General features: G+C 67.1%; 14 protein-coding genes. 10 read left to right on the plus strand and 4 right to left on the minus strand.

Going from position 1 to position 14557, the window contains the following annotated elements:
• The first annotated feature begins 14 nt into the window (after window positions 1-14).
• Both BLM15_RS01415 and BLM15_RS01420 read left to right on the plus strand, forming a co-directional pair.
• The gene (locus BLM15_RS01415; RefSeq protein ID WP_126109685.1) at window positions 15-884 is read left to right on the plus strand and encodes a carbohydrate ABC transporter permease; all 870 of its coding nucleotides are present in this window, start codon (window positions 15-17) and stop codon (window positions 882-884) included.
• Window positions 881-1684 (plus strand): carbohydrate ABC transporter permease, encoded by an 804-nt coding sequence (locus BLM15_RS01420; RefSeq protein ID WP_126109687.1) that lies wholly within the window; start codon window positions 881-883, stop codon window positions 1682-1684. The genes BLM15_RS01415 and BLM15_RS01420 overlap by 4 nt, the downstream gene beginning before the upstream one ends.
• A gap of 202 nt (window positions 1685-1886) precedes the next feature.
• Here BLM15_RS01420 and BLM15_RS01425 read toward each other — a convergent pair whose 3' ends face one another.
• Window positions 1887-2696, minus strand: coding sequence for a DUF2189 domain-containing protein (locus tag BLM15_RS01425; protein ID WP_126109689.1), 810 nt, complete (start codon window positions 2694-2696; stop codon window positions 1887-1889).
• Window positions 2697-2887: 191 nt separating this feature from the next.
• Between BLM15_RS01425 and ligA the strand changes: the two genes are divergently transcribed.
• Complete coding sequence (gene ligA, locus BLM15_RS01430; protein ID WP_126109690.1) at window positions 2888-5038, plus strand: NAD-dependent DNA ligase LigA; 2151 nt, start codon at window positions 2888-2890, stop codon at window positions 5036-5038.
• A 114-nt stretch (window positions 5039-5152) separates the two neighbouring features.
• Here the strand turns inward: ligA and pepT are convergent, their stop codons facing one another.
• Together pepT and BLM15_RS01440 are read right to left on the minus strand one after the other, a co-directional pair.
• Window positions 5153-6388 carry a peptidase T gene (gene pepT, locus BLM15_RS01435; protein ID WP_236846481.1) on the minus strand — a complete coding sequence of 412 codons (1236 nt, stop codon included), beginning with the start codon at window positions 6386-6388 and terminating at the stop codon, window positions 5153-5155.
• An 88-nt stretch (window positions 6389-6476) separates the two neighbouring features.
• On the minus strand, window positions 6477-7532 hold the full coding sequence (locus BLM15_RS01440) for an AraC family transcriptional regulator (RefSeq protein WP_126109694.1): 1056 nt from the start codon (window positions 7530-7532) through the stop codon (window positions 6477-6479).
• 72 nt (window positions 7533-7604) lie between these two features.
• On the opposite strand from BLM15_RS01440, the gene BLM15_RS01445 reads away from it, so the two are divergent.
• The 5 genes from BLM15_RS01445 to BLM15_RS01465 all read left to right on the plus strand — a co-directional run bounded on the left by BLM15_RS01445 (window position 7605) and on the right by BLM15_RS01465 (window position 11769).
• Window positions 7605-8819, plus strand: coding sequence for an MFS transporter (locus tag BLM15_RS01445; RefSeq protein ID WP_126109696.1), 1215 nt, complete (start codon window positions 7605-7607; stop codon window positions 8817-8819).
• 85 nt (window positions 8820-8904) lie between these two features.
• The gene (locus BLM15_RS01450; protein ID WP_126109698.1) at window positions 8905-9768 is read left to right on the plus strand and encodes an AraC family transcriptional regulator; all 864 of its coding nucleotides are present in this window, start codon (window positions 8905-8907) and stop codon (window positions 9766-9768) included.
• 11 nt (window positions 9769-9779) lie between these two features.
• Window positions 9780-10490: an AzlC family ABC transporter permease gene (locus BLM15_RS01455; protein WP_126109700.1), complete on the plus strand. Its 711-nt coding sequence runs from the start codon at window positions 9780-9782 to the stop codon at window positions 10488-10490.
• Window positions 10487-10786: an AzlD family protein gene (locus BLM15_RS01460; protein ID WP_126109702.1), complete on the plus strand. Its 300-nt coding sequence runs from the start codon at window positions 10487-10489 to the stop codon at window positions 10784-10786. Before BLM15_RS01455 ends, BLM15_RS01460 begins: the two co-directional genes overlap by 4 nt.
• Before the next feature lie 20 nt (window positions 10787-10806).
• Window positions 10807-11769, plus strand: coding sequence for a PLP-dependent cysteine synthase family protein (locus BLM15_RS01465; protein WP_126109704.1), 963 nt, complete (start codon window positions 10807-10809; stop codon window positions 11767-11769).
• Window positions 11770-11948: 179 nt separating this feature from the next.
• On the opposite strand, the gene BLM15_RS01470 is transcribed toward BLM15_RS01465, so the two are convergent.
• The gene (locus BLM15_RS01470; protein ID WP_126109706.1) at window positions 11949-13787 is read right to left on the minus strand and encodes an aminopeptidase P family protein; all 1839 of its coding nucleotides are present in this window, start codon (window positions 13785-13787) and stop codon (window positions 11949-11951) included.
• A 302-nt stretch (window positions 13788-14089) separates the two neighbouring features.
• Between BLM15_RS01470 and BLM15_RS01475 the strand changes: the two genes are divergently transcribed.
• The gene (locus BLM15_RS01475) at window positions 14090-14335 is read left to right on the plus strand and encodes a hypothetical protein (RefSeq protein WP_126109708.1); all 246 of its coding nucleotides are present in this window, start codon (window positions 14090-14092) and stop codon (window positions 14333-14335) included.
• A 59-nt stretch (window positions 14336-14394) separates the two neighbouring features.
• Entirely contained in the window at window positions 14395-14523 is a 129-nt protein-coding gene (locus BLM15_RS32120; protein WP_257791805.1) for a hypothetical protein, read from the plus strand.
• The last annotated feature ends 34 nt before the right edge of the window (window positions 14524-14557 follow it).

Genomic DNA, 14557 nt, shown 5'->3' on the forward strand with positions numbered 1-14557 from the left:
TCCGTCTGGACGTAATGACCGCTTCCCGCCGCCTGCTGCCCTGGCTCCTGCTCACGCCGGCGCTCCTGATCTTCGCCGGGCTGACGCTCTATCCGCTCGGGCGGACGCTGGCGCTCTCGCTGTTCGCCACCGATTACGGCTTCGAGAACGCCAAGTTCGTCGGGCTTGAGAATTTCCAGGAGCTCTGGGACAGCCGTTTCTTCCGGCAGGCGGTGACCAACACCGTCGTGTTCACCGTGGTTGCGACTGTGCTCGAGGTCGCGGCGGGCTTGGGGCTGGCCCTGCTGCTCAATCGCGCCTTTCCCGGCCGTACGCTGGTGATGACGCTGCTGCTCGCGCCCTTCGTGCTCTCGACCATGGTCGTCACCGCGATCTGGCGGGCCTGGTTCCATTTCGATCTCGGCTTTCTCAACAACCTGCTGCGTGCCGTCGGCCTGCCCGGTGTGCCCTGGCTGTTCGATCCCAACCTTGCGCTCTGGTCGATCGTGCTGGTCGACCTCTGGCAGACCGCGCCCTTCGCCTTCCTGATCATCTTCGCCGGCCTGCGCCTGATCCCGCAGGACGTCTACGAGGCAGCCCGCGTCGACGGCGCCGGGCCGTGGCGGCGCTTTCGCGACATGACGCTGCCGCTGCTCGCGCCCTATCTCTTCGTCGCGGCGCTGTTGCGCTCGGTCGACAGCTTCAAGCTGTTCGACAAGGTCTATGCCATGACCGGCGGCGGGCCGGGGCAGGCGACCGAGACGGTCTCGATGTTCGTCTACCGGCAGGGCTTCCGCTTCTTCGACATCGGACTGGCCTCGGCCGCCGCCGTGGTGATGATCGTCGTCGCCGGGCTGCTCGCCGTCGTCTATGCGGCGTCGCTGCTAAAGGGGGCAGGCCGATGATCCGGATCGTCGCCGCCTTTGCGCTCTGCGCACTCTCGCTGATCCCGCTGCTCTGGATGGTCGCGACCTCGCTCAAGCCGCCGGCCGAATATGTCTCGACCTCGATCGCGCTCTGGCCACAGGATCCGACGCTGGCGCATTACCGCGTGCTGCTCGACAGCGGGATGTGGCGGCTCGGGCTCAACAGCGTCGTGGTGGCGCTCGGAACGGTCGCGCTCTCGCTGCTCGCCGGCCTGCCGGCCGCCTATGCGCTGGCGCGCTTCGAGCTGCCCAAGCGCTTCGACGTCGTCTTCCTCGGCTTCGTGCTGGTGATCAAGCTGGCGCCGCCGATCGCGCTCGCAATCCCGCTCTACCAGGTGCTGCGGGCGCTCGGTCTGCTCGACACGCATCTTGGCCTGATCCTCGCCAACCAGATCCTGGCGTTGCCCTTCGCGATCTGGATGCTGCTCGGCTTCGTGCGAGACGTGCCCTATTCGTTCGAGGAGGCGGCGATGCTCGACGGCGCCGGTTTCGTGAAGCGGCTGCTCCAGATCGTCGTGCCGCTGCTGATGCCTGGCTTGGTCGCGACCGCGGTCTTCGTCGCGATCATGAGTTGGAACGAGTTCCTGTTCGCGCTGCTCTTCATCCAGACGCCGTCGAAATTCACCCTGCCGGCCTTCATCGCGACGCTGATCAACGAGGACGAGACGTTGTGGGGCAGGCTCTCGGCGATGGGGCTGATCGCCTCGCTGCCGGTCCTGCTCGCGGTCGGGCTGGTCAGGCGCGGGCTGACGCGCGAGGTCTCGGTCGACCAGCATTGAGCGGGAACGTGGTGCCGCGTGCCGGACGATGGGCGCGGGGAACCCTTCTCCCGTGTGGGAGAAGGGCAGGGATGAGGGCCTGCCTTATCCGGATGAGGCTGCAGCGGGGCCGTTGCATTCCAATGACCAGCGGCGGTCCCTCACCCCTACCCCTCTCCCATCCGGGAGAGGGGATCCCGCGCTTGTCCGGCGAGAGAAGTGCCTATTGCGGCACGACCTTGCGGTAGAAGTGCCAGCTGGCGTGGCCGAGTACCGGCATCACGATGATCAGGCCGACCAGCACCGGCAAGGAGCCAAGCACCAGCAACGCTGTGATCGTCAGACCCCAATACATCATCACCCGCGGGTTCTTCTCGACGGCCGCGACCGAGGTACGGACTGCCGTTGCCATGTCGACATGCCGGTCGAGCATCAGCGGGAAGGAAATCACGGTTATCGAGAAGACGACGATCGCGAAGAGCAGACCTAGCGAATTGCCGAGGATGATCAGCGTCCAGCCGTTCACCGTGGTCAGCAGTGGCGTGACGAAGCTCTCGAAGGAATCGAGCGGCGCGTCGCCCATCAGCCAGCGATAGATGATCCAGGCGCTGAAGAGCCAGGTGAGGAAGGCGCCGGTCAGGAGCGCGCCGAGCAGTGCGATCTGGCCGATGCCGGGCGAGTGCACGACATCGAGCGCATGCTTCCAGGAGGTGTCCATGCCGAGCTCGCGGCGGCGGCTGATCTCGTAGAGGCCGATCGCGGCGAAGGGGCCGAGCAGGGCGAAGCCCGAGGCCAGCGGGAACAGCAGCGGGAAGATGTTGTAGCTCACCGTCAGGCGCGCGAGCAGGATACCGGCGATCGGATAGATCAGGGCGATGAAAAGCAGATGGCTCGGCTGGGCCATGAAGTCGGAATAGCCCTGCCTCAGAGCATCCTTGATGTCGGCGATGCCGATCTCGCTGACGGGCAGGGCGTCGGGCGGTGCAGCATCATTCGCCGCCACGTGATCGTGATGGAGATGGGTATCGGCCATGGCGTTCTTCCCGGTTCGGCCCGGTTCGCCTTGGCGGTCCTGACGCAATCCTCCGGTCAAGACCTGCGAGGCGTCGAGCATCCATTTCAGCGAGGGAAGCCTACACCCGACCTGCTCCTGCCACAAATCGGCGTAGCCAAATCGTGAAACAGGAGCTTCGCAGGAAACTTCCCCTGAACTAGAACTGCGCCATGGCCGATCCTGTTCCCGCACCCGTCGAAGATCTGACGCCCGAAGCCGCGCGCGCCGAGCATGAATTGCTCGGGCCCGAGATTGCTGCCGCGAATGCCGCCTATCACAGCGACAGCGCGCCGATCATGGACGACGCGACCTTCGACGCGAAGTTCCGCCGACTCACTGCGCTGGAAAACGCCTTCCCCGAGCTCAAAGGGGCCGAGGCGCTCTCCGACAAGGTCGGTGCCAAGCCCTCGGGCAAATTCGCCAAGATCCGGCATCGCGTGCCGATGCTCTCGCTCAACAATGCCTTCGCCGACGAGGACATCGCCGACTTTGTGACGAGGGTCAGGACCTTCCTCGGCCGCAAGGACGACCAGCCGATCGCCTTCACCGCCGAGCCGAAGATCGACGGACTCTCGCTGTCTTTGCGCTACGAGAAGGGTGAACTGGTCAGTGCCGCGACCCGCGGCGACGGCGAGGAGGGCGAGGACGTCACCGCCAACGCCCGCACCATCTCCGAGATTCCGCACCGGCTGAAGGGCAAGGACGTGCCTGATATCGCCGAGGTGCGCGGCGAGATTTATCTCGGCCATGCCGATTTCGCGGGGATCAACCAGCGTCAGCGCGAAAAGGAGGAGCGCGAATTCGCCAATCCGCGCAACGCCGCTGCCGGCTCGCTGCGTCAGCTCGACGTCTCGATCACGGCCTCCCGGCCGCTACGCTTCTTCGCCTATGCCTGGGGCGAGATGCCGGAGCTGCCGGCGCCAACCCAGTTCGGCGTGGTCGAGGCTTTCGCGCGCTGGGGCTTTAAGACCAACCCGCTGATGGCGCGCTGCCAGAGCGTGGAAGAGCTGCTGGCGCATTACCGCATGATCGAGGCGCAACGCGCGACGCTCGGCTACGACATCGACGGCGTGGTCTACAAGGTCGACGAGCTCGCGCTGCAGGCGAGGCTCGGCTTCGTCGCGCGCGCCCCGCGCTGGGCGATCGCGCACAAGTTCCCGGCCGAGCTCGCGACCACCGTGCTGGAGGCGATCGACATCCAGGTCGGGCGCACCGGAGCACTGTCGCCGGTGGCGCGGCTGAAGCCGGTGACGGTCGGCGGCGTCGTCGTCACCAATGCGACGCTGCACAATGAGGACTATATCCGCGGCTTCGATTCGAAGGGGCTGCCGATCCGCGACGGCAGCGACATCCGCATCGGCGACACGGTGACGGTGAAGCGCGCCGGCGACGTGATCCCGCGCGTCGAGGCGGTCGATCTCGCCAAGCGCCCGGCGGACGCGCAGCCTTACGTCTTCCCGGCGACCTGCCCGGTCTGCGGCTCGGATGCGGTGCGCGAGCACAATCCGCGCTCAGGCAAGGAGGATGCGGTGCGCCGCTGCACCGGTGGGTTGATCTGCGAGGCGCAGGCAGTCGAGCGATTGAAGCATTTCGTCTCGCGCGACGCGCTCGACATCGACGGGCTCGGCGACAAGCAGATCGAGTTCTTCCATACCGACCCAGACCTGCCGGTGAAGCAGCCGGCCGACATCTTCACGCTGGCTGAGCGCGACGGGGCCAACCTCAAGAAGCTGAAGGACAAGGAAGGCTTCGGCGCGACCAGCACCAAGAAGCTGTTCGAGGCGATCGACGACCGGCGCAAGCCGCCGCTCAACCGTTTCATCTTCGGGCTCGGCATCCGCCATATCGGCGAGACCAATGCGCGGCTACTGGCGCGCCATTACGGATCGTTCGAAGCCCTGGAGGCGGCGTGCCTCGCCGCCGAGAATCCGGAGAGCGAGGAGCGGGCGGCGCTCGATGCGATCGACGGCGTCGGCCCGACCGTAGTCGAGGCGCTGCTCCAGTTCTTCGCCGAGGAACACAACCAGCAGATGCTCGCCCGGCTGCTTGGCGAGGTCACGCCGCAACCGCTCGAAGCGGTTGCGTCATCGAGCCCGGTCGCCGGCCAGATCGTCGTCTTCACCGGCGCGCTCGAGCGCATGACCCGCGACGAGGCCAAGGCGATGGCCGAGCGGCTCGGCGCCAAGGTCGCCGGTTCGGTCTCGTCGAAGACCGATCTGCTGGTCGCGGGGCCGGGTGCCGGCTCGAAGCTCAAGGACGCCGCCAAGCACGGCGTCAAGGTGATCGACGAGGCCGGCTGGTTCGAGCTGGTCGGCGGGTAAGGCCGCTGTCATGCTCGCCCTTGTGGCGAGCATCCACGTCTTGAACACTGCGCTGTCCGAATGAAGACGTGGATGGTCGGGACAAGCCCGACCATGACGGAGAACGGCTGCTTTTTAGCCTCGCCCCGCCGCCAGCGTGCAGATCATCCGCGCGACCTCGTAGGACTTCTCGAAGGCCGGCACCGGCAGGAATTCGTAGCGCGAGTGGAAATTATAGGCGCCGGTGAAGAAGTTCGGCGTCGGCAGGCCGCGGGCCGAGAGCGCCGCGCCGTCGGTGCCGCCGCGCATCGGGATCTGCTTCTTGCGGATCTGCAGCGCTTCCAGAGCGCCGAAGAGCAAGTCGACGGGGCGCTGGTCGTCTCCGAGGCTGTCATGGATGTTGCCATAGGTGTCGCTCACCACGCATTCGACCCGGCCGGTCGGATAGAGCGCGGCGATCTCGGCCGTAACCTCTATGAGGCGACGCTTGCGTGCTTCGAAGCTCTGCTTGTCGAAATCGCGGATCAGCGCCCCCAACTTGGCCTCGCTGGCATTGGCGGTGATGGCGTTGAACCAGACATAGCCTTCGCGGCCTTCGGTGTTCTCCGGCGTATGCGAGCGGTCGAAGCGGCTGATGAAGTCCTGGGCCATCAGGACCGGGTTCACCAGCACGCCCTTGGCCGACATCGGATGGGTGCTGACGCCGGTGAGGGTGATCTCGGCGCTCGCGGCGTTGAAATTCTCGATCACGACTTCGCCGAGCTCGCAGCAGTCGATCGTATAGGCGAAATCGCAGGGGAAGCGGGCAAGATCGAGGACCTTGGCGCCGCGCAGGCCGATCTCCTCGTCGGGGACGAAGGCGACGGCGATGTCGCCATGGCGATCCTGTGGGCGCAGATTGGCGAGTAGCGTCATGATCACCGTGATCGCCGCCTTGTTGTCGGCGCCGAGCACGCTGGTGCCGTCGCTGGCGATGATCTCGGCCCCCTGCCAATCGCGCAATTGCGGATGCTCGGCGACGCGCAACCAGATGTCCTGTTCTCGGTTGAGGCAGAGGTCCTCGCCTTCGAAGCGCAGGAGCTGCGGGTGGATCTCGGGCGAGAGGCCGGCGTCGAACGTGTCGAGATGGGCGATGAAGCCGATCCTGGGCGCACCCGGCACAGTGCCGCGCTTCAGCGCCGTGACTGTGGCGCGGTCGTCGATCTCGACATCGTCGAGGCCCAGCGCGCGCAATTCGTCGGCCAGCAGTTTGGCGAGGTGCTGCTGACCCGGCGTGCTCGGCAGGGTCGTAGCCTTGATGTCACTCTGGCTGGTGACCGCGGCATAGCGGAAGAAACGCTCGATCAATTGCTGGCGGATGGGCGTGGTCACTGATGGTCTCCAGCAGCAAGAAGCGCGAGTCAGCGCCATATGACCGTCATTGCGAGCGTAAGCGAAGTAATCCAGGAGCGGCAGGGCTCTACGCTCCCCTGGATTGCTTCGTCGCTTCGCTCCTCGCAATGACGGGAAGCCCGCCGGCAGGGGAGGCGTCGATCGGCCGCGTCGCGCGTGTCGGCGGCTCGGTGTTGCGGAAATGGCTGGGCGGCTTGCCGATCACACGCTTGAAGGCACGGCTGAACGAAGCTTCGGAATCATATCCGAGGCGGCGCGCCACCGCCGAGATCCGCATCCGGTCGCGCTCCAGCCATTGCCTGGCCTGGTGCATCTGGACCTGCGAGACATAGCGCGCCGGCGTCTCGCCGACGACGCTGGCAAAGCGCTCGGCGAAGGCGGAGCGCGAGGCATGCATCACCTTGGCGAGCGCATCGACCGTCCAGTCCTCGCTCGGGTTGAGATGGATCGCGGCCAGCACTCGGCCGATGTCAGGATCGCGGGCGGCGGCGACCCAGCCGGTGGCGGTGCCGCAGCCACGCTCGACCCAGGAGCGGATCAGGGCGGCGGCGACGACGTCGGCGAGGCGGGTCAGGATGCCGCCGGCGCCGACGCGATCGAGCATGAGTTCGCAGGCCATGGTGGTCAGCAAGGCCGGGATTGCCGGCTCGGCCACCGCCATCTCATGCACCCACATCAGCTCTGGCATCATCCGCAGCATCGGGTGCTGGGCGTCGACGTTGAAGCAGAGGCTGGCGCTGAAGAACAAGGTCGCTTCGCCGTTGTCGCCTTCTCCCGCGCCACCGCCGCGTGCCTCTGCGATCTCGCCGCAGCAATGCTGGAAGGCGCAGTGCCCGTTCGGTGCCACCGAGAGGCCGGGCTCGCTGGCGAGCGCATGCTCGACGCCGCGTGGCATCAGCACGGCATCGCCCTGTTCGAGCCGGCACCACTCGCCCTCAGGCGTGCGCAGCCAGCAACCCTGCTCGGCCATGAAGTGAAGGCGCGCGGCCGGCTGGGCCGGGAACAGCAGGCACCAGGGCGTCGTCATCTGGTAACGGGCGTAGTCGACGCCTTCGAGCCGTAGGCCGCGAAGCATCTCCGTCAGCGGGTCCGGTGCCGATCTTCTGGACGATTGGTCAAGCATGCCGGGTTTTCTAGCATGGAAGCTCCACAGGGTCACGCCTAACTCCGGTGTCCGATCTTCGTGGAGCGACCTATGTCGGATTCCTTGTCAGCCACAGCCGATGCCGAGCTCGTCGGCATCGCGCCCGCAGAACGCACAGACGCCGCCTGGCCGGCGGTGTTCGCGCTCGCCATGGGTGTGTTCGCGCTGGTCAGCGCCGAATTCCTGCCCGCCAGCGTCCTGACCTCGATCGCCGCCGATCTCTCGATCAGCGTCGGCGCCGCCGGACAGACCGTCACAGTGACCTCGCTGGTCGGCGTCGCCGCGGCGATCTTCACGCCGATCGTCACCAGCCGCTTCGACCGGCGGCTGGTGCTCTGGTCATTGCTGTCGCTGCTTGCCTTGTCGAGCCTGGTCACTGCGCTGGCCAACGGCTTCGTCATGCTGCTGGCGGCGCGCTTCCTGCTCGGCCTTGCGCTGGGCGGCTTCTGGTCGATGGCGCCGGCGCTGACGCTGCGGCTCGTGCCGGCGCAGTCCGTGCCGCGGGCGCTGGCGTTGATCTCGGCCGGCGTCTCGGCCGCCTTCATTGGTGGCGGGCCGCTCGGGGCCTATCTCGATTCCCTGATCGGCTGGCGCATGGTCTTCGGGCTCTCGGCCGGGCTTGCCGGCGTCGCCCTGCTGGCGCTGCTGGCGACGATGCCAGCCCTGCCGCCGCAGACGGCGCCGCGGCTGGGCACGCTGGGGATCCTCCTCGCGCGACCGAGCATTCGGCTGATGCTGATCTCGGTGCTCGTCATCATCTCCGGGCAGTTCACTGGTTTCACCTATATCCGGCCCTTCCTCGAGCATGCGCCGCAGCTCGGCGTCACGGCGATTACTGTCGTGCTGCTCGGCTACGGTCTCGGCAATGTCGTCGGCAATTTCGCCGGCGGGGCCGTCGCGGGGCGCGGCGTCAAGCTCGCGATCGTCTCCTTCGCGCTGGCGATCGGCGTGCTGGCGCTTGTCATGCTCCAGTTCGGCGCTTCGCCGATCGTGGCGGGAATTGCGGTCGCGCTCTGGGGCTTCGCCTTCGGCTTTGCGCCGGTCGGCTTCCAGACCTGGATGGTGCGCGTCGCGGCCGACCATGCCGAATCGGCGAGCGGCCTCGTGACGGCGGCCTTCCTCGTCGCGATCGCCAGCGGTGCGGTACTCGGCGGCCTCTTGGTCAACCATGTCGGCGGCCTCGGCCCGATCGGCTACATGGCAGTGGCGACGCTCGCCGGCGCGCTGCTGGTGCTCGTCGCCGGCAAGGAGCCCCCGCGTCCCTGACACCTGACAGATGGCGACGGTCGCGTGATCGTCGCCATCACTTTTCTTCAAGACACGCAGGCTGGCTTCCGCTCTATCTTGCGGCATGGATCTGATCAGCCAAGGCGATGCATTGCAGGAGATGCCGCTCCGGGAGGGCGAGCACGCCCGCCTGTTCACGGCGGCGCGCTTCTCCGGGCTTGAATGCCTGTCGGCGAAGTTCTCGACCCATACCTATTCGCCGCACGCCCACGAGACCTATGCAGTCGGCACGATCCTGTCGGGTTGCGAGCTCTGGCATGCGCGCGGCCGCACCCTCTTCGCCCGCACCGGCGATCTCGTCTTCAACCACCCGCTCGATGTCCATGACGGCGCCCCCAGCGAGGGCGGCTATCGCTACCGGATGACCTATCCGACGATCGAGTTGATGCGCGAGGTCGCAATCTCGCTCACCGGCGACCAGACCATCGGCACGCCCTTCTTCCCCGAGCCGACCGTGCAGGATCCGGAAGGCTCGGCCCTGTTCTCGGAGGCGCACCGCGCGCTGGAGGAGGGCGGGGATGCGCTTGCCGGCGAAGAAGGTCTGCTGCGCGCCTATGCCTGGTGCCTGGCGCGTCATGCCGATCTCTCGGTGCGCGAGATCGGGCGCGAGCACGGCCCGATCGCGCAGGCGAAGGCGCTGCTCGAGCAGCGCTATGACGAGGATTTGTCGCTCGCCGATCTGACGCAACGCTCGGGCTTGCCGCGGCATCATCTGATCCGTGCCTTCCGGCGCGAGACCGGGCTGACGCCGCATGCCTATCTCGTCGATGTCCGCATCCGTCGCGCCAGAGAGCGGCTGCGGCGTGGCGAATCCCCCGGCGCGGTCGCGGCCGCCACCGGGTTCTGCGACCAGGCGCATCTGACCCGCGCCTTCAAGGCGAGGCTCGGCGTGACGCCGGGCGTCTTCCGCGCCGCCCATCACGGCTGATGGACAAGAAGATGAGTTGGAAAACAGAAGCCCGTGCAGGGCTCAACGACATCTGGCCGGCGGCGCTCGCCGCGGTGCCGATCGGCCTGCTCTTCGGCGCACTCGCCGCCGGCAAGGGGCTGTCGCCGCTCGAAGTCTTCCTGATGAGCGTGCTGGTCTTCGCCGGCGGGGCGCAGTTTGCCGCGGTCGAGCTCTGGGCAAGCCCAGCGCCGATCGTTGCGTTGGTGTTCTCGACGGCGCTGATCAATGCCCGCCACATCCTGATGAGCGCTTCGATCGCGCCGAAGCTGAAGGGCTTCTCGACAGCGCAGCTCTTCGGCGGGCTCTACTATATGGCCGACGAGAACTGGGCGCTGGCCGAGAAGCGGGCCCGCAGCCATCCGGTCACGCCGGCCTACTGGTTCGGCATGATCGTGCCCTTCGTCGCTGGCTGGCTGACGACCTCGACGACGGGTGCGATCATCGGCGCCGCGCTCGGTGACCCCAAGCGCTATGGCGCCGACTTCGCCTTCACAGCCCTTTTCATCGCGCTGACCGCCGCGTTCTGGAAGGGCCGGGTGACCGCCTGGACTGTTGCCGCGGCCGGTCTTGCCTCGGCGCTGGCCTACAAGCTCGCCGGGCCGCCCTGGCATGTGCTGGCGGGCGCGCTCTGCGGCCTTGCGGCTGCCTGGATCGCTGCCGGCGACCTCGCCGGGAAACCTGTCGAAAGCCCGGCCGAATGACCGTTGATCCGATCAATCTCGCCGCCTTCCTCGGCATGGCGCTGGTGACCTATCTCACCCGCATCGCTGGTCTGGCGCTGGTCGGCCGGCTCAATCTCTCGCCGCGGGCGCAGGCTGCGTTCGATGCGATCCCGCCGGCCGTGCTGATCGCCGTGATCGCGCCGAGCGCGCTCGCGACCGGTTGGCCGGAAACGGTCGCGGCTCTTGTGTCAGGGCTGGCGGCGACGCGGCTGCCGCTGCTCGGCGTGGTTGCCGTCGGCGTCGCGACCGTGGTTGCCTTGCGCATGGTGGCCTGAGGCTGGCCGGGAGAGAACGCATGCGCCCCGTGATGGATTCCGTCGTCGATGCCATTGGCGGCACACCGCTCGTCCGGCTTGATCGCCTGACGCGGCACATCGGCGTCAGCGGAACCATCCTCGCCAAGCTCGACTATCTCAACCCGGGCTTCTCGAAGAAGGACCGGGCCGCGCTCGGCATCATCGAGGAGGCGGAACGCACCGGCTCGCTGAAGCCCGGTCAGACGGTGGTCGAGCTGACCTCCGGCAATATGGGCACGGGGCTTGCGATCGTCTGCGGGATCAGGGGCTATCCCTTCATCGCGGTGATGTCGAAGGGCAATTCGGAGGAACGGGCGCGGATGATGCGGGCGCTCGGGGCCGAGGTGGTGCTGGTCGACCAGCTGCCCGGCGCGGTGCCGGGGCAGGTCTCGGGCGGCGATCTCGACCTCGTCGACCGCGAAGCCAAGCGGATCACCAGGGAGCGCGACGCCTTCCGCGCCGACCAGTTCCATCGTGACGGCAACTGGCTGGCGCATTACCGCACGACCGGACCGGAGCTCTGGGAGCAGAGCGGCGGCACGATCGACGTTTTCGTCGACTTCATCGGCTCGGGCGGTAGCTATGCCGGAGTGACCAGAGCGCTGAAGGAGCGCAGCCCGGCGGTCCACTGTTATGTGGTTGAGCCGGCCGGCGCCGCCGCCGCGGCGGGCGAGACGGTCTCAAGGCCGGATCACCCGATCCAGGGCGGCGGCTATGCGATGGCCGATCTCGCTTTCCTGAAGGATGTGCCGGTCGATGGCTATCTGCAGGTCAGCGGAGATGAGGCACGCGAAACGACGCGGCTGCTGGCGCGCCATGAGGGGATATTCGGCGGGTTTTCGGCCGGGGCGAACGTCGCGGCGGCGCTGCAGCTGCTGCGTGGGGCTGAGGCGGGCAAGACGATCGCCGTCATCGTCTGCGATTCCGGGTTGAAGTACCTGTCGACGGATTTGTGGGGCTGACTGGCTGCAGGGAAGAGCGCGGGGAACCCTCTCCCGGAGGGAGAGGGCAGGGTGAGGGGTGGGCCCTGTGACCAGTGCCGCGAGGCCTGACCGCACGGTTGGGTTCAGGCCAACGTTTCCGCTCCGAACACCTCACCCCTACCCCTCTCCTTACAGGAGAGGGGATCCCGCGCCTTATCTCACAACGGCAGACACGCCTGCTCCAGCCAGGCCTTGGCCTCGCCATCGACCAATGGCGCGAGGTTGCTCCAGACCTGAGCGTGGTAGGCGTTGATCCAGGCGAGTTCGCCCTCGTCGAGCAATGAGAGGTCGATCAGCGCCTGCTCATAGGGGCACCAGGTCACCGTCTCAAAGCCGTACATGGTCCGCTCGGCGCCGGGGATCTGGCGCTCCTCGACGATGATCAGGTTCTCGATGCGGATGCCGTAGGCGCCTTCCTTGTAGTAGCCGGGCTCGTTCGAGAGGATCATGCCGGGCTCGAGCGGGGTGGTGCCGAGCTTGGACAGGCGCTGCGGCCCCTCATGCACCGAGAGATAGCTGCCGACGCCATGGCCGGTGCCATGGTCGAAATCGAGTCCGGCCTGCCAGAGTGGGGCGCGAGCGAAGGCGTCGAGCTGGGCGCCCGACGTGCCTTTCGGGAAGACCGCGCGCGAGATCGCGAGATGGCCCTTGAGCACGCGGGTGTAGCGATCGCGCATCTCGGCCGTCGGCTCGCCAACCGCCATGGTGCGGGTGATGTCGGTGGTGCCGTCCTCGTATTGCCCGCCGGAATCGACCAGGAAGATGCCGGGCTCGATCCGGCGGTTGCTCGCCTCGGTGACGCGGTAATGCGGCAGAGCTGCATTCGGACCGGCGCCGGCGATGGTGGTGAAGGAGACGTCGCGCAATTCGCCGGTCTTCAGCCGTTCGGCTTCCAGGGCCGCCACGGCGTCGATCTCGGTCAGCTGCCCCTTGGGCGCCTCGCGCGCCAGCCAGGACAGGAAGCGGACGATGGCCGCGCCGTCGCGCAGGTGGGCCCGGCGGCTTCCGTTCAGCTCGGCCTCGTTCTTCTTCGCCTTCATCAGGGCAATCGGGTCGGCGCCGGCGTCCGGGGTGCCGCCGGCATCCTGGATGAGCGTCGCCAGCGCCGAGGCGGCGGTACTGGAATCGAGCCGGACCTTGGCCTTGGCGGCGCCGAGCGCCTTGAGCTGCTGTTCGAGCGCCTGCGGCGGGGCGATCTCGCCGAGGGCGCCGATGGCGTCGCCGGCCTCGTTGGTGATCTTCTCCGGGGCGAGGAAGACGGTCGGGCGGCCCTCGCGCGGCACGATCGCATAGCCGAGCGGCAGCGGCGTGTGCTCGACATCGCCGCCGCGGATATTGAAGGTCCAGGCCAGCGCGTGCGGGTCGGAGAGCACCAGCGCATCGACCTTGGCCTTGGCGAGCTCCTTCTGGATGCGGGCTAGCTTGTCGGCACTGCTCTCGCCGGCATAGGCGGCCGGATGCGCCTTGACCGGAGCTGTCGGCGGGGCAGGGCGGTCGCTCCAGAGCGCATCGATCGGGTTCGGCGTTACCGGGACGAGCATGCCGCCTGCCGCCGAGACGGCCTTCTCCAGCTTGGCGACCCCATCGACGGTGTGGAGCCAGGGATCGTAGCCGAGCTTGCCGCCGGCTGGCAGATTGGCCTCGACCCATTTGTCGAGCGGGGTCTCCTCCATCTTGGTGGGCGTCACGACGCTCGTATCGGTCTGCGCCGCCGACTGGATGGTGTAGCGGCCGTCGACGATCAGCGCGGCCTTGTCGGCGAGCACGATGGCGTTGCCGGCCGAGCCGGTGAAGCCGGTGAGCCAGGCGAGGCGCGCCATATGGGCGGGGACATATTCGCCCTGGTGCTCGTCGGCGCGCGGGATGATGAAGCCGTCGAGTCCCTGTTTCGCCAGGGCGACGCGCAAGGCGGCGACGCGCGGTGCGACCTGCGACGGGTCGCTCGGCTCGGAGAAGGACTGGAAGCGGCAGGCGGTCTTGGCTGGGGAATCGGTCATGTCGGGCTCGGCAAGGCGGGATTTGCCGCATGCTCGCCTCCGCGCGCGCGAAAGGCCAGTGCAAAACTGCCGTTTCGCCTCTGCTTGCGCAGCAGGCGCGGACTGACTCGCATTTGAGCGGTTTGCCTCTTAGCTATGCGATATGCGCACTCGTTAATGGATTTCTTTTTTCGTTATGCGTCTGGTGCATGTTGTGCATATGCGAACATATCTTCTCGCAGATGCGAAGGCGGCCCATCTTAGTCGCATAAGAGAACGAGGAAGCGACCGGGACTGTCCTTCGTGATCTGAGGAGAGACCCTATGACTTATGTGCTGAATTCCACCGACGTCCTTCCGGCCGCGACCCGCGCCGAGACGACGGACAAGAAGACCGCCGGCCAGAGCTTCTGGCAGCGCCTCTACGCCGCGCTGATCGAGAGCCGCCGCCGTTCGGCCCTGCGCGAGCTGCGCGCCCATAGCTATTTGGTGCGCGAGAGCGAACTGGTGCTCGGCGGTTTCCCGCAGACGACGCTGAAACGCGACGCCGAACTGCCTTTCAATCGTTGAACCTCAAGCGCCGCAGGCCGCGAACCGCGCCGCGCGCAACTGACAAAGGAACCAAGACCATGATCGCCATCGTCAAGCATGCCTATGATGCCGTCGTCGACGCCGCCAAGTTCGCTGCGGCTGTCTGGCACGATGCCCGCGCCATGCAGGCGCAGGCCGAAGAGAAGTACGGCCACCTCGGCTTCTGAGCGGGCAGGGCGGCGAAATCCGCCGCCGTTCGTT

Origin of the sequence: Bosea sp. Tri-49 (assembly GCF_003952665.1) — a bacterium.
Lineage (GTDB): Bacteria > Pseudomonadota > Alphaproteobacteria > Rhizobiales > Beijerinckiaceae > Allobosea.

Coding starts and splice junctions, on each gene's coding strand:
- BLM15_RS01450 (WP_126109698.1), top strand. CDS start 8,905: ATGGATCTGATCAGCCAAGGCGATGCATTGCAGGAGATGCCGCTCCGG.
- BLM15_RS32120 (WP_257791805.1), top strand. CDS start 14,395: ATGATCGCCATCGTCAAGCATGCCTATGATGCCGTCGTCGACGCCGCC.
- BLM15_RS01475 (WP_126109708.1), top strand. CDS start 14,090: ATGACTTATGTGCTGAATTCCACCGACGTCCTTCCGGCCGCGACCCGC.
- ligA (WP_126109690.1), top strand. CDS start 2,888: ATGGCCGATCCTGTTCCCGCACCCGTCGAAGATCTGACGCCCGAAGCC.
- BLM15_RS01470 (WP_126109706.1), bottom strand. CDS start 13,787: ATGACCGATTCCCCAGCCAAGACCGCCTGCCGCTTCCAGTCCTTCTCC.
- BLM15_RS01460 (WP_126109702.1), top strand. CDS start 10,487: ATGACCGTTGATCCGATCAATCTCGCCGCCTTCCTCGGCATGGCGCTG.
- BLM15_RS01420 (WP_126109687.1), top strand. CDS start 881: ATGATCCGGATCGTCGCCGCCTTTGCGCTCTGCGCACTCTCGCTGATC.
- BLM15_RS01455 (WP_126109700.1), top strand. CDS start 9,780: ATGAGTTGGAAAACAGAAGCCCGTGCAGGGCTCAACGACATCTGGCCG.
- BLM15_RS01440 (WP_126109694.1), bottom strand. CDS start 7,532: ATGCTTGACCAATCGTCCAGAAGATCGGCACCGGACCCGCTGACGGAG.
- BLM15_RS01425 (WP_126109689.1), bottom strand. CDS start 2,696: ATGGCCGATACCCATCTCCATCACGATCACGTGGCGGCGAATGATGCT.
- BLM15_RS01445 (WP_126109696.1), top strand. CDS start 7,605: ATGTCGGATTCCTTGTCAGCCACAGCCGATGCCGAGCTCGTCGGCATC.
- BLM15_RS01465 (WP_126109704.1), top strand. CDS start 10,807: ATGCGCCCCGTGATGGATTCCGTCGTCGATGCCATTGGCGGCACACCG.
- BLM15_RS01415 (WP_126109685.1), top strand. CDS start 15: ATGACCGCTTCCCGCCGCCTGCTGCCCTGGCTCCTGCTCACGCCGGCG.